The sequence below is a fragment of the Ruegeria spongiae genome (genome assembly GCF_023502395.1).
GTDB classification, from domain to species: Bacteria; Pseudomonadota; Alphaproteobacteria; order Rhodobacterales; family Rhodobacteraceae; genus Ruegeria_C; species Ruegeria_C spongiae.
Genome location: NZ_JAMFMB010000017.1, coordinates 14,636 through 38,380, shown reverse-complemented (window position 1 = coordinate 38,380; position 23,745 = coordinate 14,636). Strand labels below are relative to the sequence as shown.

The 23,745-nt window shown below is 61.9% G+C and carries 23 protein-coding genes; 18 read left to right on the top strand and 5 right to left on the bottom strand.

Features of this window, described 5'->3' with window-relative positions:
* Positions 1 to 64: 64 nt before the first annotated feature.
* Positions 65 to 415: a DUF1330 domain-containing protein gene (locus tag M3P21_RS22675; RefSeq protein ID WP_249710732.1), complete on the bottom strand. Its 351-nt coding sequence runs from the start codon at positions 413 to 415 to the stop codon at positions 65 to 67.
* A gap of 91 nt (positions 416 to 506) precedes the next feature.
* On the opposite strand from M3P21_RS22675, the gene M3P21_RS13925 reads away from it, so the two are divergent.
* Positions 507 to 1,418 (top strand): LysR family transcriptional regulator, encoded by a 912-nt coding sequence (locus M3P21_RS13925; protein WP_249710731.1) that lies wholly within the window; start codon positions 507 to 509, stop codon positions 1,416 to 1,418.
* 93 nt (positions 1,419 to 1,511) lie between these two features.
* Positions 1,512 to 3,038, top strand: coding sequence for an MFS transporter (locus M3P21_RS13920; protein ID WP_249710730.1), 1,527 nt, complete (start codon positions 1,512 to 1,514; stop codon positions 3,036 to 3,038).
* Between the two features lie 10 nt (positions 3,039 to 3,048).
* On the opposite strand, the gene M3P21_RS13915 is transcribed toward M3P21_RS13920, so the two are convergent.
* Complete coding sequence (locus M3P21_RS13915) at positions 3,049 to 4,275, bottom strand: FAD-dependent monooxygenase (RefSeq protein WP_249710728.1); 1,227 nt, start codon at positions 4,273 to 4,275, stop codon at positions 3,049 to 3,051.
* A gap of 83 nt (positions 4,276 to 4,358) precedes the next feature.
* On the opposite strand from M3P21_RS13915, the gene M3P21_RS13910 reads away from it, so the two are divergent.
* The 4 genes from M3P21_RS13910 to M3P21_RS13895 all read left to right on the top strand — a co-directional run bounded on the left by M3P21_RS13910 (position 4,359) and on the right by M3P21_RS13895 (position 10,551).
* Positions 4,359 to 5,687, top strand: a complete 1,329-nt coding sequence (locus tag M3P21_RS13910) for an amidase (protein WP_249710726.1) — start codon at positions 4,359 to 4,361, stop codon at positions 5,685 to 5,687.
* A 108-nt stretch (positions 5,688 to 5,795) separates the two neighbouring features.
* A complete protein-coding gene (locus M3P21_RS13905; RefSeq protein WP_249710724.1) occupies positions 5,796 to 6,977 on the top strand; it encodes an aminotransferase class I/II-fold pyridoxal phosphate-dependent enzyme in 1,182 nt (393 codons plus the stop codon).
* Positions 6,978 to 6,993: 16 nt separating this feature from the next.
* Positions 6,994 to 9,924 carry a DNA translocase FtsK gene (locus M3P21_RS13900; protein WP_249710722.1) on the top strand — a complete coding sequence of 977 codons (2,931 nt, stop codon included), beginning with the start codon at positions 6,994 to 6,996 and terminating at the stop codon, positions 9,922 to 9,924.
* A 39-nt stretch (positions 9,925 to 9,963) separates the two neighbouring features.
* Positions 9,964 to 10,551 carry a LolA family protein gene (locus M3P21_RS13895; RefSeq protein ID WP_249710721.1) on the top strand — a complete coding sequence of 196 codons (588 nt, stop codon included), beginning with the start codon at positions 9,964 to 9,966 and terminating at the stop codon, positions 10,549 to 10,551.
* A 98-nt stretch (positions 10,552 to 10,649) separates the two neighbouring features.
* Here the strand turns inward: M3P21_RS13895 and M3P21_RS13890 are convergent, their stop codons facing one another.
* A complete protein-coding gene (locus tag M3P21_RS13890; RefSeq protein WP_249710720.1) occupies positions 10,650 to 11,228 on the bottom strand; it encodes a transglycosylase SLT domain-containing protein in 579 nt (192 codons plus the stop codon).
* 354 nt (positions 11,229 to 11,582) lie between these two features.
* On the opposite strand from M3P21_RS13890, the gene hspQ reads away from it, so the two are divergent.
* Positions 11,583 to 11,909, top strand: a complete 327-nt coding sequence (gene hspQ / locus M3P21_RS13885; RefSeq protein ID WP_249710719.1) for a heat shock protein HspQ — start codon at positions 11,583 to 11,585, stop codon at positions 11,907 to 11,909.
* 21 nt (positions 11,910 to 11,930) lie between these two features.
* Here hspQ and M3P21_RS13880 read toward each other — a convergent pair whose 3' ends face one another.
* Both M3P21_RS13880 and M3P21_RS13875 read right to left on the bottom strand, forming a co-directional pair.
* A complete protein-coding gene (locus M3P21_RS13880) occupies positions 11,931 to 13,508 on the bottom strand; it encodes a gamma-glutamyltransferase family protein (protein ID WP_249710718.1) in 1,578 nt (525 codons plus the stop codon).
* Between the two features lie 35 nt (positions 13,509 to 13,543).
* Positions 13,544 to 14,569: a LacI family DNA-binding transcriptional regulator gene (locus tag M3P21_RS13875; RefSeq protein ID WP_249710717.1), complete on the bottom strand. Its 1,026-nt coding sequence runs from the start codon at positions 14,567 to 14,569 to the stop codon at positions 13,544 to 13,546.
* Positions 14,570 to 14,705: 136 nt separating this feature from the next.
* On the opposite strand from M3P21_RS13875, the gene M3P21_RS13870 reads away from it, so the two are divergent.
* The 11 genes from M3P21_RS13870 (at position 14,706) to M3P21_RS13820 (ending at position 23,735) form a co-directional block, all read left to right on the top strand.
* On the top strand, positions 14,706 to 14,891 hold the full coding sequence (locus tag M3P21_RS13870) for a hypothetical protein (RefSeq protein WP_249710716.1): 186 nt from the start codon (positions 14,706 to 14,708) through the stop codon (positions 14,889 to 14,891).
* A 23-nt stretch (positions 14,892 to 14,914) separates the two neighbouring features.
* Positions 14,915 to 16,060: a TRAP transporter substrate-binding protein gene (locus tag M3P21_RS13865; RefSeq protein WP_249710715.1), complete on the top strand. Its 1,146-nt coding sequence runs from the start codon at positions 14,915 to 14,917 to the stop codon at positions 16,058 to 16,060.
* 114 nt (positions 16,061 to 16,174) lie between these two features.
* Positions 16,175 to 16,687: a TRAP transporter small permease gene (locus M3P21_RS13860; protein ID WP_249710714.1), complete on the top strand. Its 513-nt coding sequence runs from the start codon at positions 16,175 to 16,177 to the stop codon at positions 16,685 to 16,687.
* A gap of 10 nt (positions 16,688 to 16,697) precedes the next feature.
* Complete coding sequence (locus tag M3P21_RS13855; RefSeq protein ID WP_249710713.1) at positions 16,698 to 18,026, top strand: TRAP transporter large permease; 1,329 nt, start codon at positions 16,698 to 16,700, stop codon at positions 18,024 to 18,026.
* A gap of 12 nt (positions 18,027 to 18,038) precedes the next feature.
* Positions 18,039 to 19,346, top strand: coding sequence for a histidinol dehydrogenase (gene hisD / locus M3P21_RS13850; RefSeq protein WP_249710711.1), 1,308 nt, complete (start codon positions 18,039 to 18,041; stop codon positions 19,344 to 19,346).
* Positions 19,339 to 20,100: an SDR family NAD(P)-dependent oxidoreductase gene (locus M3P21_RS13845; RefSeq protein ID WP_249710707.1), complete on the top strand. Its 762-nt coding sequence runs from the start codon at positions 19,339 to 19,341 to the stop codon at positions 20,098 to 20,100. The genes hisD and M3P21_RS13845 overlap by 8 nt, the downstream gene beginning before the upstream one ends.
* Positions 20,097 to 21,077 (top strand): zinc-dependent alcohol dehydrogenase, encoded by a 981-nt coding sequence (locus M3P21_RS13840; protein WP_249710705.1) that lies wholly within the window; start codon positions 20,097 to 20,099, stop codon positions 21,075 to 21,077. The genes M3P21_RS13845 and M3P21_RS13840 overlap by 4 nt, the downstream gene beginning before the upstream one ends.
* A gap of 30 nt (positions 21,078 to 21,107) precedes the next feature.
* Positions 21,108 to 21,524 carry a universal stress protein gene (locus M3P21_RS13835; RefSeq protein WP_249710703.1) on the top strand — a complete coding sequence of 139 codons (417 nt, stop codon included), beginning with the start codon at positions 21,108 to 21,110 and terminating at the stop codon, positions 21,522 to 21,524.
* Positions 21,525 to 21,565: 41 nt separating this feature from the next.
* Positions 21,566 to 22,072: a sulfopyruvate decarboxylase subunit alpha gene (comD, locus tag M3P21_RS13830; protein WP_249710701.1), complete on the top strand. Its 507-nt coding sequence runs from the start codon at positions 21,566 to 21,568 to the stop codon at positions 22,070 to 22,072.
* A complete protein-coding gene (comE, locus tag M3P21_RS13825; RefSeq protein ID WP_249710699.1) occupies positions 22,069 to 22,623 on the top strand; it encodes a sulfopyruvate decarboxylase subunit beta in 555 nt (184 codons plus the stop codon). Before comD ends, comE begins: the two co-directional genes overlap by 4 nt.
* Positions 22,623 to 23,735 (top strand): alpha-hydroxy acid oxidase, encoded by a 1,113-nt coding sequence (locus M3P21_RS13820; RefSeq protein ID WP_249710697.1) that lies wholly within the window; start codon positions 22,623 to 22,625, stop codon positions 23,733 to 23,735. Before comE ends, M3P21_RS13820 begins: the two co-directional genes overlap by 1 nt.
* Positions 23,736 to 23,745 lie beyond the last annotated feature (10 nt).

Here is a 23,745-nt window from a genome sequence, read left to right as displayed (position 1 = left end):
GGCAACTTTCTTGTTGGTGCAGGGCAACGCGGGGGGCGGATGTTTCGGGATGCCGGTCGCCCGGTCAGGCGAGGTCGTCCTTGCCTTCGATCCGGAAGTGCGGGCTGTTCGACCCTGCGGTGCGGGCCTGCAGATGCGGTGCGTCGCGCGGCTCGTTCGTGAAGCCTGCGGCGGCCTCGCGCGTGGGCGATTCGATAACGATACGCAGGGACGAGGGCTGATCGCCCCCTTCCAGCTGTTCATGACTGGCAGTTCGGGCCAGATACCCGCCGCCATATTCGGTCTCCTTTTCGTTTGCCGGGCCGATATAACCGAGGGTTCCGTCTTCGGTTGCGGGGGCACGGCGAGAACGGAGTAGAAAACCATATGTCCTGTCCTTTGGTCGGATTGGGATGGGGTAACACTGTCGAAACACTCACCATCTTGTGCAGCCCATATATTTCCCGGTGATTTTGTGATAAACAGGTCAAATTCTGGTTCAGAATTCCGACTATGGATATAATTGAATGGATACTGATGGCCTGCGCCTGTTTGTTCTTGCAGCAGAAAAGCTGAATATCAGCGCTGCGGGCCGTGAACTGGGGCTGGCCCCTGCGGTGGCAAGCGCCAAGCTGGCAAAGCTCGAGACCGTGCTGAGTGCCGATCTGCTGCACCGCTCGACCCGCAAGGTTTCGCTGTCGCTGGAAGGGTCCGAATTCCTGCCCTTTGCGCGCGAGATGCTGGCGCAGGAGGATGCGGGCCGCGCAGCACTTGGCCTGCGTCAGCCGCAGGCGACGGGGACGCTGCGCTTTACCGCGCCCAGCAGTTTCGCGCAGCTTTACATCGCGCCCCATCTGCCGGAATTTCTGGCGGCCCATCCCGGTGTCTCGCTGGATCTGCGCCTGTCAGACAAGCCCTTCGATCTGATCGAGGGCAGCTTTGATCTGGCGCTGCGCAATTCCGCGCTGGAGGATACCAGCCTCAAGGGCCGCAAGCTGGCCGATGACCGGCGTATCCTGTGCGCCGCACCCGCCTATCTTGCCCAGCATGGCACCCCGCAATTGCCCGACGACCTGAAAGCCCACCAGTTGGTCGCGTTCGGCACACGCGCACCGCGTGCGCTTGTCGGACCGCAGGGGCAGGAGGGCACATTCGATCCACGCGCCGCCGCCTGCCGGTTGATCGTGGATGACGGCTCGAGCCAGAAACAGGCCACGCTTGCGGGGGCGGGCATTTCGGTCAATTCACTCTGGAGCGTTCATGAAGAGATCGCGCAAGGCACCTTGCTGCGCGTGCTGCCCGACTATGAGGTCGCGGACAGATCGGTGCTCTGGCTGGTCTATCCCAAGGCCAATGTCCTGTCCGCGAAGGTGCGGGTGTTCATGGATTTCCTGCTTGATCGGATCGGCAAGGCACCGGTCTGGGAACCGCGCGAATAACACGACCACGCTCGGCACGGTGCGCGCAAATTGCCTGTTTTCCTTGAAAATCGGGCGACACAGTTGAACGAAGGATCCGGTAGGAGGGGCGGAATGGACCGCAAGAACACCCTGAGCATTGCTGCACTCATGGTGACCGCATTTGCGGTGGGTATCGATTTCACCGGTGCGATGCTGCTGGTGCCCGCGATCGAGTTGGCTTTTGATACCGACATCACTTCGACACAATGGGTTTTGAATATCTATGCGCTGTTCTTTGCCATGACGATGGTGACGGGCGGGCGGCTGGGCGACATGTACGGGCACCGTCCGGTGCTGATGGTTGGTCTGGTGATCTTTCTACTGGCATCGGTTCTGTGTCTGGTGGCGCCGGACCTGACCGCTCTGATCGGCGCGCGCGCCTTGCAGGGGATCGGCTCGGGGTTGATCTGGCCCTGCACGCTGGCATTCGGAGCGACACGGATCGCCAAACCCGAAGAGCAGGGGCTGGTGATGGGGTTGATCCTGTCGGGCGTCACCATCGGCAATGTCATCGGACCACTGATAAGCGGGGTTGCGATCAGCTTTGGCGATTGGCGGTACTTCTTTGCCGCGAATGTGGTGCTGGCCATCGTGTCGATGATCACGATCCGCATCCTGATGCCCAAGGAGCAGACTCATAAAACGGATGAACATCTTGACCTCGTTGGTGTGGCGGTGCTGGCCATCGCGGTTCTACTCTTGCTCTACAGCCTGGATGTGGGGGCTGATCTGGGGTGGAGCTCGCCGCCGATTCTGGTGATGATCGGGGTCAGCTTTGCTTTGGTTCTGCTGTTCCCGACCATCGAAAGACACGTAAAAGAGCCGCTGATCATTCCGCAGATGCTGCGCAATCGCGAATTTATGATCACCCTGTCGCTGAATGCGCTACAGGTCCCGGCGATCTTCATCGCGCTGCTTTATTTCCCGCAATATATGCAGAAAACGCTTGCGTGGACGCCGATGGCATCGGCCATAGGGCTGGTGCCTATGACCGCGCTTCTATGTGCGGGTTCGATCATTTCGGGGCGGCTCTACAATGATTTCGGTCCCAAACGGCTGCTGCTATCTGGATATACTCTGTCTGTCATCGGGGCCGCGACCGTGGTGGTGCTGCCTGCCGCGTTCGGGTATTTTCAGATACTGCCGGGAATGATCCTGATCGGCATCGGGTCGACCCTGTCGCTTGGCCCTGCCGGCACCGCCGCCATGAGCGCGGTCAAGCCAGAGCGCGCCGGGCTTGTCGGTGGGCTCAGTTTCATGGTGCATCTTGTCTATGGGGCCCTTGCCGTCGCCTTCGCCACGGCGCTGATGTACTCGGCCAGCCTGACGCGGCTGGGGCATGATCTGGCGGTCGACAAGATCGACATGACCCAAGCGGATCAGCGGGTGATCAACGGTGGCGTGCTGGCCACCGAACAGGCGAAGACGGTGGTCAGCCATTTCGATACCGCGCAGATCGCGCAGATCAAGGACGCGCTGGGCACGGCCTTCAGCAGCGGGATGGATATGGCCTTTGTCTTTGCCTGCCTGTCCGCGCTTGTCGGATTGCTGATGTCGGCGTTGCTGGACGAGAAAAAGCTTCAGTCCTCGAACACCTGAGCGGATCAGCCTAGATCTGCCGCCCCTGCAGCAGCAGCGGCAGATCGCCCGACAGGCCTGCAGCCTCGCGCATGAAAGCGCGGCGCAGACCGGGAACGGAGCCGACCAGCCCCATGCCGACATCGCGCGCCATCCGCAGCGCCGGATTGTCGTTCGAGAACAGCTTGTTGAACGCATCGGTCGCCACTGCCATCGTCGCCGTATCAAAGCGCCGCCATTGCTGATAGCGCTCCAGCACCGGAGGGAAGCCGATATCCTCGCCCCGGCGGCGTGCTTCGGTCAGCACTTGCGCCAGAGCGCCGATATCGCGCAGCCCCGCATTCAGGCCCTGACCCGCGATCGGGTGCATGCCATGTGCGGCATCGCCCACCAGCGCCACCCGCTCGGCGACAAAGGAATTGGCGATGGTCAGGTTCAGCGGATAGGTGAACCGGCCACCCCGCAACCGGATGTCGCCCAGAAAATCGCCAAAGCGCGGGCGCAGGACCTGCAGATAATCCTCCTCGGGAAGGGCATTGATGCGGTGGGCCATTTCGGTGCGCTCGCTCCAGACGATGGAACTGCGGTTGCCGGTCAGCGGCAGAATCGCCAGCGGCCCGGGCGGCATGAAGAACTGATGCGCGATCCCGTTATGGGGCAGGTCATGTTCGATGGCGCAGACCAGGGCAGTCTGGCCATAATCCCACCCGGCGCGCTTGATGCCTGCACGCCCTGCCGTGCCGCTGGTGCGTCCGTCACAGCCCACCAGCAGAGCGCCGGTCAGTTCGGTGCCGTCATCCAGCGTGACGCTGGCCCCGTTGTGATCGGTTTCTTGCGCCACAACCCGGCGTTCATTGATCACCGTGATCGCGTCTGTCTCAGCCATTGCGGCCAGCAGGGCGGGGCGCAGATGGCGGTCCTCGACCATATAGCCCATCGGGCCTTCTTCGATCTCGGCGTGGTCGAAATGCAGGAAGAATGGCGATGGTCCGGCACCTGCATGGCCGTCAGTGACCTTGATCTCAAGCATCGGCTGGGCGTGGTCGGCGACCCGGTTCCAGACACCGATCGCGGCAAGCAACCGCTGCGAGGCCAGCGCCAGCGCATAGCCACGGCCATCAAACCCGTCCTCGGATCGGGTCTGAACGGGCAGGGCGTCGATCACCGCCACCTTGTGCCCGGCCTGTGCCAAAGCCAGCGCCAATACCGGGCCGTTCAGCCCGCCGCCCACGATCAGGATATCTTGTGTCTCGCTCATGTGCCGCACTATGCGCGCCTGATCGGGATTGTCCATGTGCGGTCCTGTCGCTACCGTCACAATCACTGAAACCGGAGGGCGCGATGCAGGACTGGCTGACAATGACGGCAAGCGATCTGGGGCGGGGAATCGCCGCCGGAGAAATCGACCCGGTGGCGCTGACAGAGTGCTACCTCGACGCCATCGACGCGCATCCCCATCGCGACCGTATCTATTCCTGCGTGACCCATGACCGGGCGAGGGCCGAGGCCGAAGCTGCCCGCAAGCGCGCCCAATCCGGGCAGCGCCTGTCGCTGCTGGACGGGGTGCCGATCAGTTGGAAGGATCTGGTCGACAGCGCCGGTGCCGCCACCGAATCCGGGTCCGCGCTGCTGAAAGGCCGGGTGCCCGATCAGGATGGTGCGGTGTTGGCCAATGCCACCGCCGCGGGCAGCGTTTGTCTCGGCAAAACCCATATGAGCGAGCTGGCGTTTTCCGGCCTCGGGCTGAACCCGATCACCGCAACGCCGCCCTGCGTCAACGACGAAGCGGCGGTGCCGGGCGGGTCCTCTTCGGGTGCGGGCGCGTCGGTCGCGTTCAATCTGGCAGCCTCCGCCGTCGGCTCGGATACGGGCGGGTCGGTGCGCATCCCGGCGGCCTGGAACGATCTTGTCGGGCTCAAAACCACTGCCGGGCGGGTGAGCCTTGAGGGCGTTGTGCCGCTGTGTCTGAAGTTTGACACCATCGGCCCGCTGACCCGCTCGGTCGAGGATGCGGCGCAGATGCTGGCGTTGCTGGAGGGAGGGCACCCCGCCGATCTGCGCGGTGCCAGCCTGCAGGGCCGTCGGTTCGCGGTGTTGCAGACTGTTGTGATGGACGACATCCGCGATGCGCCCAGCAAAGCCTTTCACGGTGCATTGCAGGCGCTGTCACGCGCGGGCGCGCAATTGGTGCCGCTTGAGGTGCCGGAACTGCCCGAGGCGATGGCGCTCAGTGGTGTGCTCTATACCACCGAGGCTTACGGGCTTTGGCGTGATGTGATCGAGGCGCGGCCAGACGCGATGTTCCCCGAAATTCTGGAACGGTTCCGGCAAGGCAAGAGCTTTTCCGGCCCCGACTATGTCGCCGCCTGGGCCAAGCTTGAGGCCTGCCGCGCCACCTGGGACGCGGCCACAGCCGGGTTTGACGCGGTTCTGGCCCCGACGGCCCCGATTCTGCCACCCGACCGCGAGCGGTTGCTCAGCGATCACGACTACTACATAGCTGAGAACCTGCTGGCGCTGCGTAATACCCGCGTTGGCAACCTGATGGGGCTTTGCGCGCTGACTTTGCCCACCCGGACGCCCAGTTGCGGGGTGACGATGATGGCCCCGCCACAGCAGGAAGAGGCGCTGTTACGGCTTGGTGTGGCGGTCGAGGCAGCCTTGACCTGAATGCCACAATTGCCAATCCCGGCAATGCTTTGTCTGGACGGGCCTGCGCCATATCTGTAACTTGGCTTCAAAACGGGACGCCAATGATCCCGTGTTGAGGCAGTTGATATGAAGTTCCCCGAGCGGTTTTCGAACCTACCGGCTTATGCATTCCCGCGTCTGCGCGCTTTGCTCGACCATCACGCGCCTGGCGGTGAGCCCGTGCATATGACCATTGGCGAGCCGAAACATGCGTTCCCCGATTGGGTCACGCAGGTCATCATCGACAATGCCCATACGTTTCAGGGTTATCCGCCCAATGAAGGCTCACCCGAGCTGCGTGCGGCGATCACCGACTGGATCGCACGCCGCTATGGGGTGACGCTGGATGCCGACAAAAATGTGATGTCGCTGAACGGCACGCGTGAGGGGCTGTATAATGCGGCGATGGCGCTTTGCCCCGAAGAGAAGAACGGCAAAAAGCCCGTCATTCTGACGCCAAACCCGTTTTATCAGGTCTATATGGTGGCGGCGATTTCGGTGGTGGCAGAACCTCATTTCGTCCCTGCAACTGCCGCGACCGGGCATCTTCCCGATTACACGAGCCTGCCCGAGGATATCCTGAACCGTACAGCCGTGGCCTATATCTGTTCGCCCGCCAACCCGCAGGGCGCGGTTGCCAGCCGCGACTATTGGGCCGATCTGATCCGACTGGCCGAGCAGTATGATTTCCGCATCTTCGCCGATGAGTGCTATTCCGAGATCTACCGCCATGACGCCCCGACCGGCATCCTGAGCGTGGCGCAGGAACTGGGTGCGGACCCTGAACGCATCACGCTTTTCAATTCGCTGTCGAAACGCTCGAACCTGGCCGGGCTGCGCTCGGGCCTGATCGCGGGCGGGGCGGAATCCATCAAGCGGGTCAAGCAATTGCGCGCCTATTCCGGAGCGCCGCTGCCGGGACCGCTGCAGGCGGCGGCCGCGCGGGTCTGGGCCGATGAAGCGCATGTCGAGGAAAACCGCGCGCTCTATCGTGAGAAGTACCGGATCGCGGATGAAATATTCGGCAATGTGCAGGGCTACATGTCGCCGGAAGCGGGGTTTTTCCTGTGGTTGCCGGTCGAGAACGGCGAAGAGACCGCGCTGAACCTCTGGCAGCAGACCGGGGTGCGGGTGCTGCCCGGTGCGTATCTGTCGCAGGACGGGGCCGGGGGCAATCCGGGCGCATCATATATCCGGGCCGCATTGGTGGCCCCAAAAGAAGAATTACAGCGCGGGCTGATCACGCTTCGCGACTGTGTGTATGGATGAGGGTACGAGGTTAGGCATGGCATATAACACGCGCGGCCGGGATCCGCTGCTGGACAGCAATATGCAGGCAGCGATCGAGAAGCGGGGCAAGGAACTGATCGGCATTGCGCTGATCGTGCTGGGGCTGCTGGCGGCGGCAATGATCGGGTCCTACACGCCCGACGATCCCAACTGGATGGTTTCGACCGATGCACCGGTGCAGAACTGGACCGGCCGCCTTGGGGCATCGATCGCCGCACCCTTGTTCATGATTGTGGGCTGGGGCAGTTGGGGCATCGCGCTGGTGCTGATCGTCTGGGGCCTGCGCTTTGCGGCGCATTCCGGCGAGGACCGCGCGCTTGCCCGGCTGATCTTTGCGCCGATCTGGATTGCCGTGGTGTCGATCTATGCCGCGACGCTGGTCCCGGGTGCCGAATGGAAGGCCACGCACAGCTTTGGTCTGGGCGGTCTTTTTGGCGATACGGTGATGGGGGCGTTGCTGACCCTGCTGCCGATCGGGTCGCATTTCATGGTCAAGCTGATGTCGCTGTTGATGGCGCTGGGCATGGTGACGTTGGGCGCGTTTGTGATGGGGTTCACCGGACCCGAGGTCAAACGCGGCCTGCGGTTTGTGGGGGTCAATCTTATCATGGGCTACGGCGCGCTGATGACGCTGCTGGGCCGTGGTGCCGCCGCCTCGGTACAGGCCGCGCGCAACCATCAGGCCCTGCGGGCCGAGCGTAAGGCGGATGCGCGCCTGACGGCTGGTCACGCCCCCGAGGCCGTGTATCCCGAACTGATCGACCCGGTGCTCGAAGAACCGGTATTTGACGATCCCGCGCCCGAACCCAAGGGCGGCCTGCTGGCCCGGATGCCCTCACTGATCCGCCGCGCCGATCCGATGCCCGAGCCCGAACTGGTCGAGGCGATGCCGGTGGTCGGGTTCGACGCCATGCCCGGCGACGACCGGATCAGCGCCAAGATCGCCGACGCCGTGCGCATCCGCAAAGAGGCCGCCGGTGCCCCGCCTCCGCCCGATCCCACCCGGCCACTGACCAAGGGTCGTGGCCGTGGTCCCGATCCGCTGGTGCTCAATAGCGGGGAACCGGACGGCCTGCCGCCCGAGCCGCCGTTGACCGCTGACATGGGCCTGCCGTCCGAGCCGCCGCTGATGGCTGTGCAGGGCTATGATGCGGGACCTGACCTGTCGATGGAACCCGCCGGTCCACTGGACTACGATCCGGACGATTACCAACCGTCGGATTGCGCACCGGCCGAGGTGCAGCCTCTGGTCACGCCTGAACCTGTGTCCGCGCCGGCCCTGCCCAAGATCCCGGTGGCCGAGCCGCGCAAGCCGGTTGTGGCCCAGCCTGTGCGCCGCGCCCCGCAACCCTCGCGCCGGGCCCAGGCCGAGGCGCAGCCAACGCTGGCCTTCGAAGACAGCGGCGGTGATTTCGAACTGCCGCCGCTCAACCTGCTGACCAACCCGTCGGGAATCCAGCGCCATCACCTGAGCGATGAGGCGTTGGAGGAAAACGCGCGGATGCTGGAAAACGTGCTGGATGATTATGGCGTCAAGGGCGAGATCACCTCGGTTCGCCCCGGCCCTGTCGTGACCATGTACGAACTGGAACCTGCCCCCGGCCTCAAAGCCAGCCGGGTGATCGGTCTGGCCGACGATATCGCGCGGTCGATGGCGGCGCTGTCGGCGCGGGTCTCGACCGTGCCGGGCCGTTCGGTGATCGGTATCGAACTGCCCAATGAGAACCGCGAAAAGGTCGTGCTGCGCGAAATCCTTGCCAGCCGTGGCTTTGGCGACAGCAACCTGAGCCTGCCACTGGCGCTGGGCAAGGATATCGGCGGCGAGTCGGTCGTCGCGAACCTGGCCAAGATGCCCCACCTGCTGATCGCGGGGACCACGGGCTCGGGCAAATCGGTGGCGATCAACACGATGATCCTGTCGCTGCTTTACAAGCTGACGCCAGAGGAATGCCGGTTGATCATGATCGACCCCAAGATGCTGGAGCTTTCCGTTTATGACGGCATCCCGCACCTGCTGTCGCCCGTTGTCACCGACCCCAAAAAGGCGGTTGTCGCGCTGAAATGGGTCGTGGGCGAGATGGAGGACCGGTATCGCAAGATGTCCAAGATGGGCGTGCGCAATATCGAAGGCTTCAACGGTCGCGTGAAAGAGGCGCTGTCCAAAGGCGAGATGTTCAGCCGGACGGTGCAGACCGGCTTTGACGACGAGACCGGCGAACCGGTGTTCGAGACCGAAGAATTCGCGCCCGAGAAACTGCCCTTTATCGTGGTGATCGTCGATGAGATGGCCGACCTGATGATGGTCGCGGGCAAAGAGATCGAGGCCTGCATCCAGCGTCTGGCGCAGATGGCGCGGGCGAGCGGCATTCACCTGATCATGGCCACGCAACGCCCCTCGGTCGATGTGATCACCGGCACGATCAAGGCCAACTTCCCGACCCGGATCTCGTTCCAGGTGACCTCGAAGATCGACAGCCGGACCATTCTTGGCGAAATGGGTGCTGAGCAGCTGCTGGGTATGGGCGATATGCTCTATATGGCGGGTGGCTCCAAGATCACCCGGTGCCATGGGCCGTTTGTCTCGGATGAAGAGGTCGAAGAGGTGGTCAATCACCTCAAGCAATTTGGCCCGGCGGAATATATCGGCGGTGTGGTCGAAGGCCCGGCTGACGAAAAGGCCGACAATATCGACGCGGTGCTGGGTTTGAACACCGGTGGCAATACCGATGGCGAGGACGCGCTTTATGACACCGCTGTGGCGATTGTGATCAAGGACCGAAAATGCTCGACCTCGTATATTCAGCGGAAACTGGCCATCGGGTACAACAAGGCCGCGCGACTGGTTGAACAGATGGAGGATGAAGGTATCGTGTCCGCCGCCAACCATGTCGGCAAACGTGAAATCCTTGTGCCCGAGCAGCAATAGGTGCTTCACATCAGGGCCAGAGCCCTTATCTGAGGTGGTATGAAACAGATTGCCTTTGCCCTCGCCTTTACCCTGGCCGCGCCTGCGGCCTGGGCGGCGGATAAGTTGCCGCTGAACGCGATATCGAACTACCTCAACGGGATGAAAACCGCTGAGGCGAGTTTCTCACAGATCAATGATGACGGCTCCTTGAGTACCGGGAAGCTCTGGATCGACCGCCCTGGCAAGATGCGGTTTGAATATAACCCGCCCGACAGCGCGCTGGTTCTGGTCAGTGCGGGGACGGTGTACATTGATGACAAGAAATCCAACCAGCCGCCTGAGCAATATCCGCTGCGCAAAACGCCCCTGTCGCTGATCCTGGCGCGTAACGTGAATCTGAGTCAGGCCAATATGGTGGTGGGGCATGGGTTTGACGGCACTGCCACCGTGGTCACCGCTCAGGACCCCAAGAACCCCGAATACGGCAAGATCGAGCTGATGTTCACCGCCGATCCGGTCGAACTGCGCAAATGGGTGGTGCATGACAGCAGCGGTGCCCGGACCACGGTGATCCTGGGCGAGTTGGAAGAGGGCAAGAAGTACAACCGGCGTTTCTTTTCGGCGACATCCGACAACAAACGCTGATGCGGGAACGCTGTCTGGATACCCTCTGAGGCGTATTCAGGTGGCCTGAGAATTAGGGCGCCGGGGGTGGTTGCGAAATCACTCCCGGCGCTTTTGGTTCAGCGGCAGAAGGCCAGTTGCTGGCGGTACATCTCGCCACGGGCATCCACCTTGTTGGCCACGCGCAGCAGCCAGGATTTGGAGTTATACGAGCCGCGCGCAAAACCCGTATGACCCTCGTGATAGGCCAGATACTGGTTGCGCGTGTCATGCAGCGGGATGCCGTTGCGACTGAGGCTCTTGTTCATGTACCAACCGATGAAATCCGACGCGTCGCGCATGCGGTTGCGTTTGGCGCTGCGCTTGCGGGTCTCGCGCTTGTACTCGTCCCAGGTGCCGTCCAGCGCCTGGCTGTAGCCAAAGGCGCTGCTCTGGCGGCCCATCGGGATCACGCCCAGCGCGTATTTATGCGGGGTGCGCGCATTCGATTTGTAGCGGCTTTCCTGATAGATCGTCGCCATCTGCACATGGACCGGCACGCCCCATTTGCGTTCGGTCTTTCTGAATGCCTTCATGTATTCCGGGCGCTGTTTGGCGATGCTGCAGGCGTTGTCGAGATTGCGCGGCGGGGTCGAGGACCCACCCCCGCAAGACGCCAAAAGAAGCGCCAGCATCAATGCGCTGAGATATCTGCTCATCTGCTCTTGCCTATTTTTTTGGCCATCATACCGCAAAACCTGCGCATAGGAAATCACATTCGCCGTGAAATCACCGGAGGATTCAACAAGATGGCCACCTCTGCGCCGTATTCTGCCCTTCAGAGGTCAGGCGGCGGATCGCCGAGGCCGGGCGCAACGCGACGTCAGCGGGATTTTCCGCTCGATTTCTGCGGTCAACGGCGTAAAACCCACCTTGAGCAGGACGCAGGACGCCAAAAAAACCGGTCACTGTCCGAGCGACGTTCACAGTCTGTTTCCTTGTAAAACGGGCACTTCTGTTGGACAAAACGCGCCGGTTTCGGGATACTGGAACGCAGTAGGGGCAATAGTACAATGTTAAAGACACGCGCCAGATATCATTTGGGCCAAGTCGTGCGTCATAAAAAACACCCGTTTCGTGGTGTCGTTTTTGACGTTGATCCGGAATTCTCGAACACCGAGGAATGGTATCTCGCCATTCCCGAAGACAGCCGTCCGCGCAAGGAACAGCCGTTTTATCACCTTCTGGCCGAGAATGACCAAAGCTACTATGTGGCCTATGTCTCGGAGCAGAATCTGGTTGCCGATTATTCCGGAGAACCGGTACAACACCCTGATATTCCTGACATGTTTGGCCCGTTCGAGGACGGTTCCTATCCGCTGCATTTTCAGCTGAACTAAGCGCGCAGGCGCTCAATCCGGTCAGTATCCCAAGGCACAGCCATCCTTTCTGGGATCGCTTGCGCCTTCCAGCACACCGTCATCCCTGATCCGGATGGCCTGAGCGCCGCCGATGGCGACCTCGGGGATCGCAACTGCGTGCCCCAGATCGGTTAGTTCCTGCCGCACCATGTCAGAATATCCGCGCTCTACGAGCAGCTTACCCGAATCGGCAAAGCAGCGCGGCGCGTCCAGAGCGGCCTGCAATCCCATGCCGTAATCGGCCAGATTGGAAACAAAACGTGCGTGACCGGTTGATTGATAGGGTCCGCCCATGACGCCAAAGGGCACGGTGATCCGGCCGTTCTGGCGCAGCATGCCGGGAATGATCGTGTGCATGGGCCGTTTGCCACCGCCGAATTCGTTCGGGTGGCCCGGCTCAAGCGTGAAGCCCGATCCGCGGTTCTGGAACAGGATGCCGAACCTGTCCGACGCGATGCCAGACCCGAAACCCCGGAAGATCGAATAGATCAGCGACACCGCCATCCCGTCCCGGTCCACGACCGTGATATAGATCGTGTCCTTGTGCACCTCTTCGCTCAAGGGTGCGGGATCGGGCATCGCTTTTGTCGGATCAATCAGCGTCGCCAGTGCGCGGGCAGTGGCGGGGTCCAGCATATGGGCGGTGCGATGGGTATGATCCGGGTCGGCCAGGAACCGGTTGCGGGCGTCATAGGCCAGTTTGGTGGCCTCCGCCTCGATATGGGCGCGTTGGCTGCCCAGCGGGTCCATCGACGGCAGGTCGAACTGGCTGAGGATGTTGAGCAGCAGGATCGCCGTGGCCCCTTGGCCGTTGGGCGGGTGTTCAACCAGATCGAGGGATTTGTAGCTGCCGTCGATGGGTGCTGCTTCCATGCAACCTGCGGCGGCGAAATCGTCCAACTCATGGGCACCGCCAAGCGCGCGCAGCGATGCCACCATATCCTCGGCCACCTCGCCGGTATAAAACGCGTCGCGTCCCGCGTGTGCAATCCGTCGCAGGACCTCGGCCTGTTGCGGCGCGCGGAATATCTCACCGGGCTGCGGCACCCTGCCACCCAGCAGATAATAGTCGCGCGCCGCGCCCTGCAGATGTGCGGCATCCCGTTGCCAGTCGAAAGCCACCCGCGCCGCCACCGGTACGCCGGTTTCGGCATAGTGGATCGCGGGGTGCAGGATCGCATCCAGCCCGATCCGGCCCTCGGTTTCGGACAGGTGGCAGAATGCGTCGATCGCGCCGGGTATGGTGACCGCATGGGCACTGCCCGGATCGACTTTGCTTGCACCTGTCGCGCGCAAGGCGACTGGGTCCGCAGCGCGCGGTGCGCGGCCCGACCCGTTCAGGGCATGGACCTGCTGCGATCCGGCGCGGGTATAGAGCACAAAGCAATCGCCGCCGATGCCGGTCATCTGGGGTTCGCATATGCCCAGCAGCACCGCTGCCGAGATCGCCGCGTCCATCGCGTTGCCACCGCGTTTCAGAATGTCGATGGCGGTCTGCACCGCCAGCGGGTGCGAGGTTGCGCACATACCGTTTGTCGCCAAAACCTCGGAACGGCCCGGCATCTGAAAGTCACGCATATGGTCTGGTCCTCTTGGCCGCGCAGCGCGCAGCCTCAGCTATTGTTGGCCGGGCCCAGCGACTGGCGCTCGACGATTTCGGTTTGCAGGCGGATGGTACTGCCGGGCGTGCTGTTTTCAACCATTTCAACCAGTTCAAGCGCCGCTTTGCTGCCCATCTCGCGATGTGGCACATGTACCGTGGTCAGGGCGGGGCTGACAATACGGGCAAGCTCGATGTCGTCAAATCCGGTGATCGAGACATCCTCGGGCACGTTGAGCCCCATGCTTTGCGCCTGGCGCAGCGCCCCGGCGGCCAGCACGTCGTTGCCGCACAGGATCGCCGTGGGGTGCGGGCTTTGCGAGATGAGACGGGCAAAGGCTTCGGCCCCGTTTTCAACCTCGTATGAGGTCTCGATGATGGACAGAGAGTCGGGGTTCAGGCCGCGCTTGCGCAGGGCGTCCCGAGCACCTTCGATCCGAAGCCTCGCACGGTCATTGCCTTCGCTGACGCCCGAAATCATCGCAATGCGGGTATGGTTAAGCCCGATTACCCGGTCTGCCAGCGCCTGCATAGCCTGTCGGTTGTCAAAGCCGATCGAGGGCGCGCGTGCGTTGGGGATATAGGACCAGGCCACCATGGCGGGCACTTTCTGGCGCTCCAGATAGTCATGGATCTGCGGGTTGCGATCGTGACCAATCAGCAGCAGGCCATCAGCACCCCGCGCGACCAGTGTGCGGATCTGTTCCTCTTCCACTTCGGGGCGGTAGGCCGAGCTGGATACCAGCAGCGTATAGCCACGCTTGTGCAACTCTTCCTGAAACGCCTGCAACCCGCGTGCAAAAATCGCGTTTTCCATGGTCGGGATGATTGCGCCGATGGTGAAGGTGCGTTTGGCGGCCATGACGCGCGCGGCGAAATTCGGCGTGTAGCCAAGCGCCTCGACCGCTTGCATGACGCGCTGGCGCGTCGCCTCGACCACCCGATCGGGGGCGTTGAGGCATCGTGACACCGTAGCTGTCGAAACACCGGCCTGTCTGGCGACGTCGTCGAGCGTGGGCGCGGATCTCAGTTTCGACATTTCAAAACTCGTGCTTTGTCTTTGCTTAACTTCTAGCACATCGAAATGGGATTGGAAGCCAGCAATGTAAGCGCTTGCATTATTCATGTAAGCGCTTACAAAAGGAGAGGAGCCGATTCCAGCCGGAGACCAGAATATGTACCTCGCAGCATCTATTGTCGTATTTGCCATCTATTTTGCGAATGTGGCCCTGGGGGCTTTTGCGAACAGTGCGTTTCTGGGTGACGTGGGTGAGATGCTGGTTCTGTTCGCGGCGTCGATCCTGTTCGTTGTCGCAATCTTGAAAAGAGAAGCTGACCGGAACGCAAAAGACGGAAGCTGATTTGTCCAATGGGAGGACAATTGATGGACAACGAAAAACAACATCTCGCTTCGGCTGAACGCCGGAACTTTCTGAAACTCAGTGCCGGAGGGGGCTTTACAGCGGCGCTTGTTGCCGGGGCGGGCGGTGTGCTCTGGTCGTCGGAGGCTGCGGCGCAGACGGCGAAAGAACAAAGCGAGCGTGAGAAATCCGCCGATCACATCATGACGGTTGCAACCGCTTATGTACTGGGGGCCTCGCGCAGCTATCCGATCATGCAACTGGACCTGAAAGAGAACATCCAGAACGCCACCAACGGCAAGGTCTATGTCAAGCTGGCGCCGGGGGGGCAGTTGGGCGCGGGCGGCTCGCTGGTGCAGAAGGTGCAGGGCGGGACCATTCAGGCAGCGCAGCATTCTCTGTCGAATTTCGCGCCCTTCGCCTCGACCGTCGATCTGATCAACATGCCCTACCTGTGCGGCTCGAACCAGCGCTTCACCAATCTGGTACATTCCGAGACCTGGAAGAACGAGGTTCACCCCAAGGTCGAGGCGGCCGGGTTCAAGGCGCTGTTCTATGTGGTGATCGACCCGCGCGTGGTGGCGGTGCGGCAAGGCGGCGATGCAATCCTGACCCCCTCGGACATGAGCGGTGTGAAATTCCGCGTTCCGGGCTCGAAGATGCTGCAGCAGTATTACCGCATGGTCGGTGCCAACCCGACCCCGGTTGCCTGGGGCGAGACACCCTCGGCGATCAAACAGGGCGTGGCCGATGCGCTCGATCCGTCGGTGGGTGCGCTCTATGTCTTTGGCTTCAAGGACATCCTAAGCAATGTGACCTTCACCCAGGCGGTGCCGGACAGTCAGGTCTATTCCTGCAATCTGGAGTGGTTCAACTCGATGCCTGCCGATGTGCAGGACGGGATCATGTGGGCGGCGGAAATGACCAGCCACCAGAACCTGTCCAAAGTGCCCTCGGCGCGGGCCTACGCCATGGCCGAGCTGAACAAGGCGGGTGTGCAGTTCCATTCGCTGAGCGACGATCAACTGGCGGAATGGAAAGACGCCGGTGGCTATCAGCGCTCGGAATGGGACCCGTTCAAGACCGAACTGGCCGGATCGATGGAAGCCTTCGACAAGCTGGTCGAGGCTGCGGGGACGCAGGGCAAATACTACGTCCACGACGCCTGACGCCATCCGGGCGGGTGCCGATTGTGCACCCGCTCTTATCCATCATCAGCACCACCATGCATCGGGCCGCTTGAGGCCCGGATTGTGAAGTGGTGCCAGAATTCGAGGCAGGAGATGACTGTATTTCAGAGAATAGACCGCGACGCCGAGCGCTGGCTGCTGCTTGTGTTCTACGTCATGCTGGTCATCACGATGGCGATCGAAGTGCTGCGGCGCGAGATCTTCGCCTACTCCTCGATCTGGGGGGAGGAAATCGTTCGCTATTCCTTCATCTACCTCGCATGGATCGGGGCGGCAGCGGCGGTCAAGGAACGTGCCCATATCCGCATCGACGTGGTGATGCATTACCTGCCGCCACGGCCCAAGGCACTGCTCTATATCTTCGGCGATCTGGTGATGTTCGTGGTCGCGATCATCGCGCTCTATTGGTCCTATGAAGCGGTGCATGTGTCGGCCAAGTTCGGGTCGGTCACGGATGGTCTGCGGGTGTCGAAAGTGTGGTTTCTGATGGCGGTGCCCACCGGGTTTGCCCTGATGATCTGGCGTCTGATCCAGTCCTTCCTGCGTGATCTCAAGTCCTTGCGAGACGGCACCCCCGTCTTCGAAGGCGACAAGCTGTTTGATTGAGGGATAGGTAATGCTTTGGAATTCTCTGAATCAAACGGTTGAACTCGGTTGGGATTTCTATGTGCCGGTCATGATGTTCGTGGCGTTGATCGCGCTGGCCGTGCCGGTCTGGGCCGCGATCGGCTCGGCGGCGATTGTCATGCTGATCATGTCCGGCGATCTGCCGCTCAGCCTTGTGGGCGAGAGCCTGTTCACCGGCATCGACGCCTTTGCGCTGACCGCCGTGCCGCTCTTCATCCTGACCGGAGACGTGCTGGTGCGCACCGGGTTGTCGCGCAAGTTTCTCGATGTGGCCGAGGCACTGACCTGTTTTGCCAAAGGCGGCTTTGGTTCGGCCACCGTCCTTGTCTGCGGCATGTTCGCCGCAATCTCGGGCTCGGACGCTGCCGGGGCCGCTGCGGTGGGTCGCATGACCATCGACCGGCTGGTCGAAAGCGGCTATCCGCGCCCTTATGCGTGTGCGCTGGTGGCGGCCGGGGCCTGTACCGGCATCCTGATCCCGCCGTCGATCGCCTATATCATCATCGGCCTTGTGTTGGGCATTTCCGCCTCGACCCTGTTCCTGGCGGCGCTGATCCCCGGTCTGGCCATTCTGCTGTCGATCCTTGTTACCAACATCATCATGAACCGCCTTTACGCCTATGAGGGCGGAGGCATGAAGACCTGGGGTGAATGGCTGGCCAATCTGGGCAAGGCGCTGAAATCCGGCTGGTATGCCTTTATCGTGCCGGGCATCATCTTTTACGGAATTTTCTCGGGCCGCCTGACCCCGACCGAGGCCGGTGCCACGGCGGTGGTTGTCACCATCATCATGGGCTTTCTGATGCGCACCCTGTCGCTGGCGGATTTCCCGTCGATGCTGGTGAGTTCGGCCAAGGTGAACGGTGTCATCCTGCCGATCATCGCCTTTTCCGCCCCGCTGGCCGAAGCGCTGGCGATCATGGGCGTGCCGCAGGGCTTTGTCACGTCGATCACCTCGCTGACGGATGACCCCTATGTGTTGATCCTGCTGATGATCGGCATCCTGATCGCGGCGGGCTGCGTGATGGAGACGACCCCGAACATCGTGATCCTCGCGCCGATCCTGAAACCGTTGGCGGACAATATCGGCATGAACGAGATTCAGTTCTGCATCATGATGATCACTGCGCTGGGCGTGGGCTTCATCACACCGCCGTTGGGTCTGAACCTGTTTGTCGTATCTGGCATTACCGGCGAGTCGATTCTGAAGATTGCCGCCCGGGCCGTACCCTTCGTATTGACCATGCTGATCGTGGTTCTCCTGATCGCCTATATTCCTGCGGTTTCGACCACCCTGCTTCCTGCAATCTACCAATAGGACTTGTTGAATATGCCTCGTGAATACCTGAAAAAGGCAACTCTGACCGCGCAATCCCATGCGTCCGAAGTCCATGACACCGTCAAAACGATTCTCGATGAGATCGAGGCGGGCGGCGATGAAAAGGCGCTGGAATATGCCAAGAAGTTCGACCGTTACGAGGGCAGCGTGCTGCTCACGCCAGCAGAGATCGAAGCCGCGTGTGCGCTGGTGCCGGAAAAGCTGAAGGCCGATATTCGATTTGCCCATGACAATGTGCGTCGGTTTGCCGAAACCCAGAAGGCAACGCTGTCGGATGTCGAGCTGGAAATCGTTCCGGGCTTTGTCGCAGGTCAGAAAGCCATCCCTGTGGATGCGGCGGGCTGTTACGTGCCCGGTGGCCGCTACAGCCATATCGCCAGCGCCATCATGACCGTGACCACGGCAAAGGTTGCCGGTTGCCGTCATATCACCGCCTGTTCGCCACCGCGCCCCGGTGTCGGTGTCGCCCCGGCGATCGTTTATGCCGCGCAAATCTGCGGTGCCGACAAGATCCTGGCGATGGGCGGCGTGCAGGGTGTTGCCACCATGACCTATGGATTGTTCGACCTGCCCAAGGCCAACATCCTTGTGGGACCGGGAAACCAGTTCGTCGCCGAAGCCAAGCGCATATTGTTCGGGCGTGTCGGCATCGACATGATCGCAGGCCCCACCGACAGCCTGATCCTGGCTGACGGGGCCTCGGACGCGCATGTTGTGGCGACCGATCTGGTCAGTCAGGCGGAACATGGCTACAATTCTCCGGTCTGGCTGGTGACCGATGATCGGGCGATTGCCGAAAAGGTCATGGAACTTGTGCCCGTCCTGATCGACGACCTGCCCGAAGTGAACCGCGACAACGCCTTTGCCGCCTGGCGCGACTATGCCGAGGTGATCCTGTGCGGGGACCGCGAGGAAATGGCAGCCTGTTCCGACGATTACGCGCCCGAGCATCTGACCGTGCAGGCTGAAGATCTGGATTGGTGGCTGGGTCGTCTGACCTGCTATGGCTCGCTGTTTCTGGGCGAAGAAACGACGGTGTCTTACGGCGACAAGGCCACCGGCACCAACCATGTGCTGCCGACCTCGGGTGCGGCCAGCTATACGGGTGGTCTGAGCGTGCACAAATACATGAAGATCGTCACCTGGCAGCGCGCAACGCGCGAAGGCTCGAAATCCATCGCTGAAGCCACCGCGCGCATCTCGCGGCTGGAAGGCATGGAGGGGCACGCCCGCGCGGCGGATGTGCGGCTTGCCAAGTATTTCCCGGACGAGCAGTTCGACCTCTCCGCTGATGGCTGACCCAAGGGCGCTCTTTGATCTGACCGGTCGGGTTGCTCTTGTGACCGGGGCAAGCTCGGGTCTGGGGCGGCGCGCGGCGTTGGTTCTGGCACGGGCCGGAGCGCGCGTCGTTGGCCTTGCCCGGCGGCAGGACGCCTTGGATGATCTCTGTGCCGAGATCGGTCCGAATGCGGGCAGCGTTGTGGCCGATGTGTCTGACCGAGAGGCGCTGGGCGAACTGGTGGACCGGGTGAATGCGATTTACGGCGCGCCGGATATCGTCATTCATGCCGCTGGTGTGAACACGCGCGAAGCGGCGGATGATGTGACAGGCCGTGGCTGGGATCAGACGCTGGCGCTGAACCTCACCGCGCCGTTCTTTCTCAGCCAGGCGCTGGTTCCGGCGATGAAAGAGAAAGGCTGGGGTCGTATCGTCAATTTCGCGTCGTTGCAGACCACGCGGGCGTTTCCCGGCGGCGTCGCCTACGGGGCCTCAAAGGGGGGCATTGCGCAGTTGACCCGCGCCATGGCTGAGGCTTGGTCGGGCGACGGTATCACCGCCAACGCGATCGGTCCGGGGTTCTTCCCGACCGAGCTGACACAGGCTGTGTTCGAGGATACAGACCGCGCGGCCCGAAACGCGGCGCAGACCTGCATGAAGCGCAACGGGCGGATGGAGGATATGGACGGGCCGGTCCTGTTTCTGTGCTCTGACGCCTCCAGCTATGTGACGGGGCAGGTCCTGATGGTCGACGGGGGGTTCACCGCGAAATGAAGGCACTTGTATATGACGGTGTGGAACAGATGGGCTACCGCGATGTGCCGGACGCGGCTCCGCGCGCCGGAGAACATCTGATCCGGGTCGAGGCCGTCGGCATCTGTGGCTCGGACATGCACGCCTATCTGGGCCATGATGCGCGACGCCCCGCCCCGCTGATCCTCGGGCATGAGGCGGCGGGAGTCATTGTCGGTGGCGCGCGTGATGGCTCCCGCGTCACGATCAACCCGCTGGTGTGCTGTGGCACCTGTGCTGCGTGTCGGGCAGGGCGCGAGAATATCTGCCCGGACCGTCAGATCATCTCGATGCCACCACGCGAGGGCGCTTTTGCGCAATACGTCGCCATGCCGGAAGCCAATCTGGTCAAGGTGCCGGAGGGTGTGCCATTGGCCAAGGCAGCCCTTGCCGAGCCTCTGGCGGTCAGTTGGCACGCGGTCAGACTGGCGGTGGAGAGCTTGCACCCCGGCGTGGAGGCGCGCGCGCTGGTGATCGGGGGCGGGGCGATTGGCCTTGCGGCTGCGCTAGTGCTAAAGGCGATGGGCGTCGAAGACGTGGTGATCACCGAACCAAACGAGATGCGTCGCGCCTATTTGCAGGACCGGTGCGGACAGCATGTGGTGGTCCGGGCCGAGGGCCTCCATGAGGTGGTGATCGACGCGGTGGGCTATGCCGCGACGCGCGCGGTGGCCTCGGACCATGCCGCACCGGGCGGCGTGATCGCCCATGTCGGTCTGGGCGAGGATCGCGGCGGGCTCGACATTCGCCGGATGACCCTGCAGGAGATCCGCTTTATCGGCACCTACACCTACACCGCGCAGGATTTCCGGGATACGGCCCATGCCATCTTTGATGGCCGTCTGGGAGCGCTGGACTGGTTCGAGGAACGCCCGCTGGCCGACGGGTTCGAGGCGTTCCAAAATTTGCGCGCAGGTGCGGTCTCTGCCCCGAAAATCGTGCTAACACCTTGGGCATAGAGAAACCCGAACACCCGATGGAGACAGGACATGTATAAGAAAATTCTGGTCCCGATGGCACTTGATCACGACATTTCGCAACACACGCTGAAGGTGGCGCAGGCCCTTGGCGGCGGCACGTGCGAGATCATCGCGCTGCATGTCTATGAGACACCGCAAGGCTCGGCCAGCGCCTATCTGGACAAATCCGTCGTCAATGAAGGCTATGCAAAGGCAAGACGGTTGCTGGAGGAAAAACTTGAGGGTGCGGAAGGCATCTCGCCGGAGATCGTCAAGGGTCACACCGCGCGCACCATCATCGACTACGCGAATTCCAGCGGCATCGACTGTATCGTGATCGGCTCGCACAAACCTGGCCTGAGCGACTATTTCCTCGGATCAACCGCCGCGCGCGTGGTCCGGCACGCCCATTGCGCGGTGCATGTCCACCGCAATTCTCAACCCTGAAAAGGCGCCACGCGCCTCGAATCGAAAAGGCAAAGCAGACCATGAATATCGACAAGAAGATCGCGGATGATCTTGTCGCCAATGACATCTCGTTCGTGACCACCGTGCCGTGCAAACAGCTGGCCGGGGTGATCGAAGAGATTGATCAGCGCGACGATATCTTTCACATCCCCTCGAACAAGGAAGACGAGGGTATGGGGCTGTGCGCCGGGGCCTGGATGGGCGGCAAGCGCCCGGCGATCATCATGCAGAACACCGCGATCGGGGTCACGCTCAACACGCTGGCGACATTGATCCAGTATTACCGGATGCCCTTACCGATGCTGATTTCGTATCGCGGCGAGCTGCGCGAGCCAGTCGCCTGTCAGGTTGAGATGGCGGTGCATACCAAGGCGTTGCTGGCGCAGCTGAATATCCCGACCTATCATTTTCACTGGCAGAAAGACGTCGAGGAACTCGACAACATCCTGAAATACACCTTCATGTGCAACAAACCGGTCGCCATTCTGACCGATGCCAACTTCTGGGGAGGCTATGGCGACCAATGATCCGTTCCGAGATTTTGAAAGAGATTGCCCCGATCCTGCGCGACCAGCTTGTGGTCTGCAATATCGGTATCCCCAGCCAGGAGCTGCACGCAATCGACGACCAGCCGAGCAATTTCTACATGCTGGGCACGATGGGGCTGGCCTCAAGTATTGGGCTGGGACTGGCGCTGGCGCAGCCCAAACCGGTGATCGTCATTGATGGCGACGGCTCGATCCTGACCAATATGGGTACCTTGCCGACCATCGCGAACAACGTGGCGGATAACTACATCCTGATGATCATCGACAACGGGTCTTATGGTTCGACAGGGGATCAGCCGACCTATGCGGGCCGCAAGACCTCGCTCGCCAAAGTGGCCGAGGCCTGTGGCTGCGAGAACGTCATCGAATGCCGGGATGTGGACACCGGGGAGGTTCTGCAAAAGGCGCTGGACAGCGGCAAGATGCATGTGCTCGTCGTCAAGTGCGACAGCGGTAATGCCAAGAACCCGGTGATCACGATGGACCCGGTGGTGATCCGCGACCGCTTCATGAAGGCCGTTCAGGCCTGATGCGCGCAAGCGCCATCCACAGCGCCGAGGACGCCCGCCGTCTTGCACGGCGGCGTCTGCCGTGGATGGTGTTTGACTATATCGACGGAGCTGCGGGGACAGAGGTGGGGGCCACCCGCAACCGCGCGGCCCTCGATGCGATGACCTTGCGCCCGCGCATCTTGCGCGACGTCAGTGACAGATCACTTTCGACCAGCGTTTTCGGCACGCCTGCACAGCGCCCGTTCGGCATCGCGCCGATGGGCATGTGTAACCTTGCCGCCCCGGGTGCGGACCTGATGCTGGCCCGCCTCGCGGCGCGCTATTCGATCCCGCTGGGTGTGTCGACCGTTGCCTCGACACCAATGGAAGAGATGATCGAAACTGCGCAGGGCAATGCCTGGTTCCAGCTCTATTTCAGCGGCGACGGTGCGGGCACGTTCAAACTGGCGGAACGGGCACGGGATGCGGGATATGAAACGCTGGTCCTGACCGTCGATGTGCCCGAAGTGGGTCGCCGCCCGCGCGAGTTGCGCCACGGCTTCACCATGCCGTTCCGCATCGGACCCCGCCAGTTTCTGGATTTCGCCCTGCACCCGCGCTGGTCGCTATCGGCGCTGGCCAAGGGGCGTCCGCAGATGGCGAATTTCCACATGGCGGGATACAGCTTTGACCGGACCGAAAGTCGCGCCAAGGCAAGCTGGGACACGCTTGCCCGCCTGCGCGACATGTGGAGCGGTAATCTGGTGGTCAAAGGCGTGCTGGACGCCGAGGACGCCGTGGCCCTGAAAGAGGCGGGCGTCGATGCCATTCAGGTCTCAAGCCACGGCGCGCGCCAGTTGGATAGCGCGCCCACGCCGATTTCCGCCTTGTCCGACATCCGCCAAGCCGTCGGGGCGGAGTATCCGCTGTTCTTTGACAGCGGGTTGCGTTCGGGCGAAGACGCGCTCAAGGCTCTCGTCAGGGGTGCGGACTTTGTCTTTTTTGGCCGGATTCTTCAATTCGCCATCGCGGCCGGGGCCGAAGCGGGGTTGCAACAGCTCTGGGAGGTTCTGAGCGAGGAAACCTCCATCGCGCTGGCGCAGATCGGGGCCACCTCGGTGGCAGCCGCCAAGGCTGGTAGCAAGGTCTGAGATACACCTT

What these genes read in the sequence shown, in the direction of transcription:
- M3P21_RS13925 (WP_249710731.1), top strand. Translation starts at nt 507, where the DNA reads ATGGATACTGATGGCCTGCGCCTGTTTGTTCTTGCAGCAGAAAAGCTG.
- M3P21_RS13920 (WP_249710730.1), top strand. Translation starts at nt 1,512, where the DNA reads ATGGACCGCAAGAACACCCTGAGCATTGCTGCACTCATGGTGACCGCA.
- M3P21_RS13915 (WP_249710728.1), bottom strand. Translation starts at nt 4,275, where the DNA reads ATGAGCGAGACACAAGATATCCTGATCGTGGGCGGCGGGCTGAACGGC.
- M3P21_RS13910 (WP_249710726.1), top strand. Translation starts at nt 4,359, where the DNA reads ATGCAGGACTGGCTGACAATGACGGCAAGCGATCTGGGGCGGGGAATC.
- M3P21_RS13905 (WP_249710724.1), top strand. Translation starts at nt 5,796, where the DNA reads ATGAAGTTCCCCGAGCGGTTTTCGAACCTACCGGCTTATGCATTCCCG.
- M3P21_RS13900 (WP_249710722.1), top strand. Translation starts at nt 6,994, where the DNA reads ATGGCATATAACACGCGCGGCCGGGATCCGCTGCTGGACAGCAATATG.
- M3P21_RS13895 (WP_249710721.1), top strand. Translation starts at nt 9,964, where the DNA reads ATGAAACAGATTGCCTTTGCCCTCGCCTTTACCCTGGCCGCGCCTGCG.
- M3P21_RS13890 (WP_249710720.1), bottom strand. Translation starts at nt 11,228, where the DNA reads ATGAGCAGATATCTCAGCGCATTGATGCTGGCGCTTCTTTTGGCGTCT.
- hspQ (WP_249710719.1), top strand. Translation starts at nt 11,583, where the DNA reads ATGTTAAAGACACGCGCCAGATATCATTTGGGCCAAGTCGTGCGTCAT.
- M3P21_RS13880 (WP_249710718.1), bottom strand. Translation starts at nt 13,508, where the DNA reads ATGCGTGACTTTCAGATGCCGGGCCGTTCCGAGGTTTTGGCGACAAAC.
- M3P21_RS13875 (WP_249710717.1), bottom strand. Translation starts at nt 14,569, where the DNA reads ATGTCGAAACTGAGATCCGCGCCCACGCTCGACGACGTCGCCAGACAG.
- M3P21_RS13870 (WP_249710716.1), top strand. Translation starts at nt 14,706, where the DNA reads ATGTACCTCGCAGCATCTATTGTCGTATTTGCCATCTATTTTGCGAAT.
- M3P21_RS13865 (WP_249710715.1), top strand. Translation starts at nt 14,915, where the DNA reads ATGGACAACGAAAAACAACATCTCGCTTCGGCTGAACGCCGGAACTTT.
- M3P21_RS13860 (WP_249710714.1), top strand. Translation starts at nt 16,175, where the DNA reads ATGACTGTATTTCAGAGAATAGACCGCGACGCCGAGCGCTGGCTGCTG.
- M3P21_RS13855 (WP_249710713.1), top strand. Translation starts at nt 16,698, where the DNA reads ATGCTTTGGAATTCTCTGAATCAAACGGTTGAACTCGGTTGGGATTTC.
- hisD (WP_249710711.1), top strand. Translation starts at nt 18,039, where the DNA reads ATGCCTCGTGAATACCTGAAAAAGGCAACTCTGACCGCGCAATCCCAT.
- M3P21_RS13845 (WP_249710707.1), top strand. Translation starts at nt 19,339, where the DNA reads ATGGCTGACCCAAGGGCGCTCTTTGATCTGACCGGTCGGGTTGCTCTT.
- M3P21_RS13840 (WP_249710705.1), top strand. Translation starts at nt 20,097, where the DNA reads ATGAAGGCACTTGTATATGACGGTGTGGAACAGATGGGCTACCGCGAT.
- M3P21_RS13835 (WP_249710703.1), top strand. Translation starts at nt 21,108, where the DNA reads ATGTATAAGAAAATTCTGGTCCCGATGGCACTTGATCACGACATTTCG.
- comD (WP_249710701.1), top strand. Translation starts at nt 21,566, where the DNA reads ATGAATATCGACAAGAAGATCGCGGATGATCTTGTCGCCAATGACATC.
- comE (WP_249710699.1), top strand. Translation starts at nt 22,069, where the DNA reads ATGATCCGTTCCGAGATTTTGAAAGAGATTGCCCCGATCCTGCGCGAC.
- M3P21_RS13820 (WP_249710697.1), top strand. Translation starts at nt 22,623, where the DNA reads ATGCGCGCAAGCGCCATCCACAGCGCCGAGGACGCCCGCCGTCTTGCA.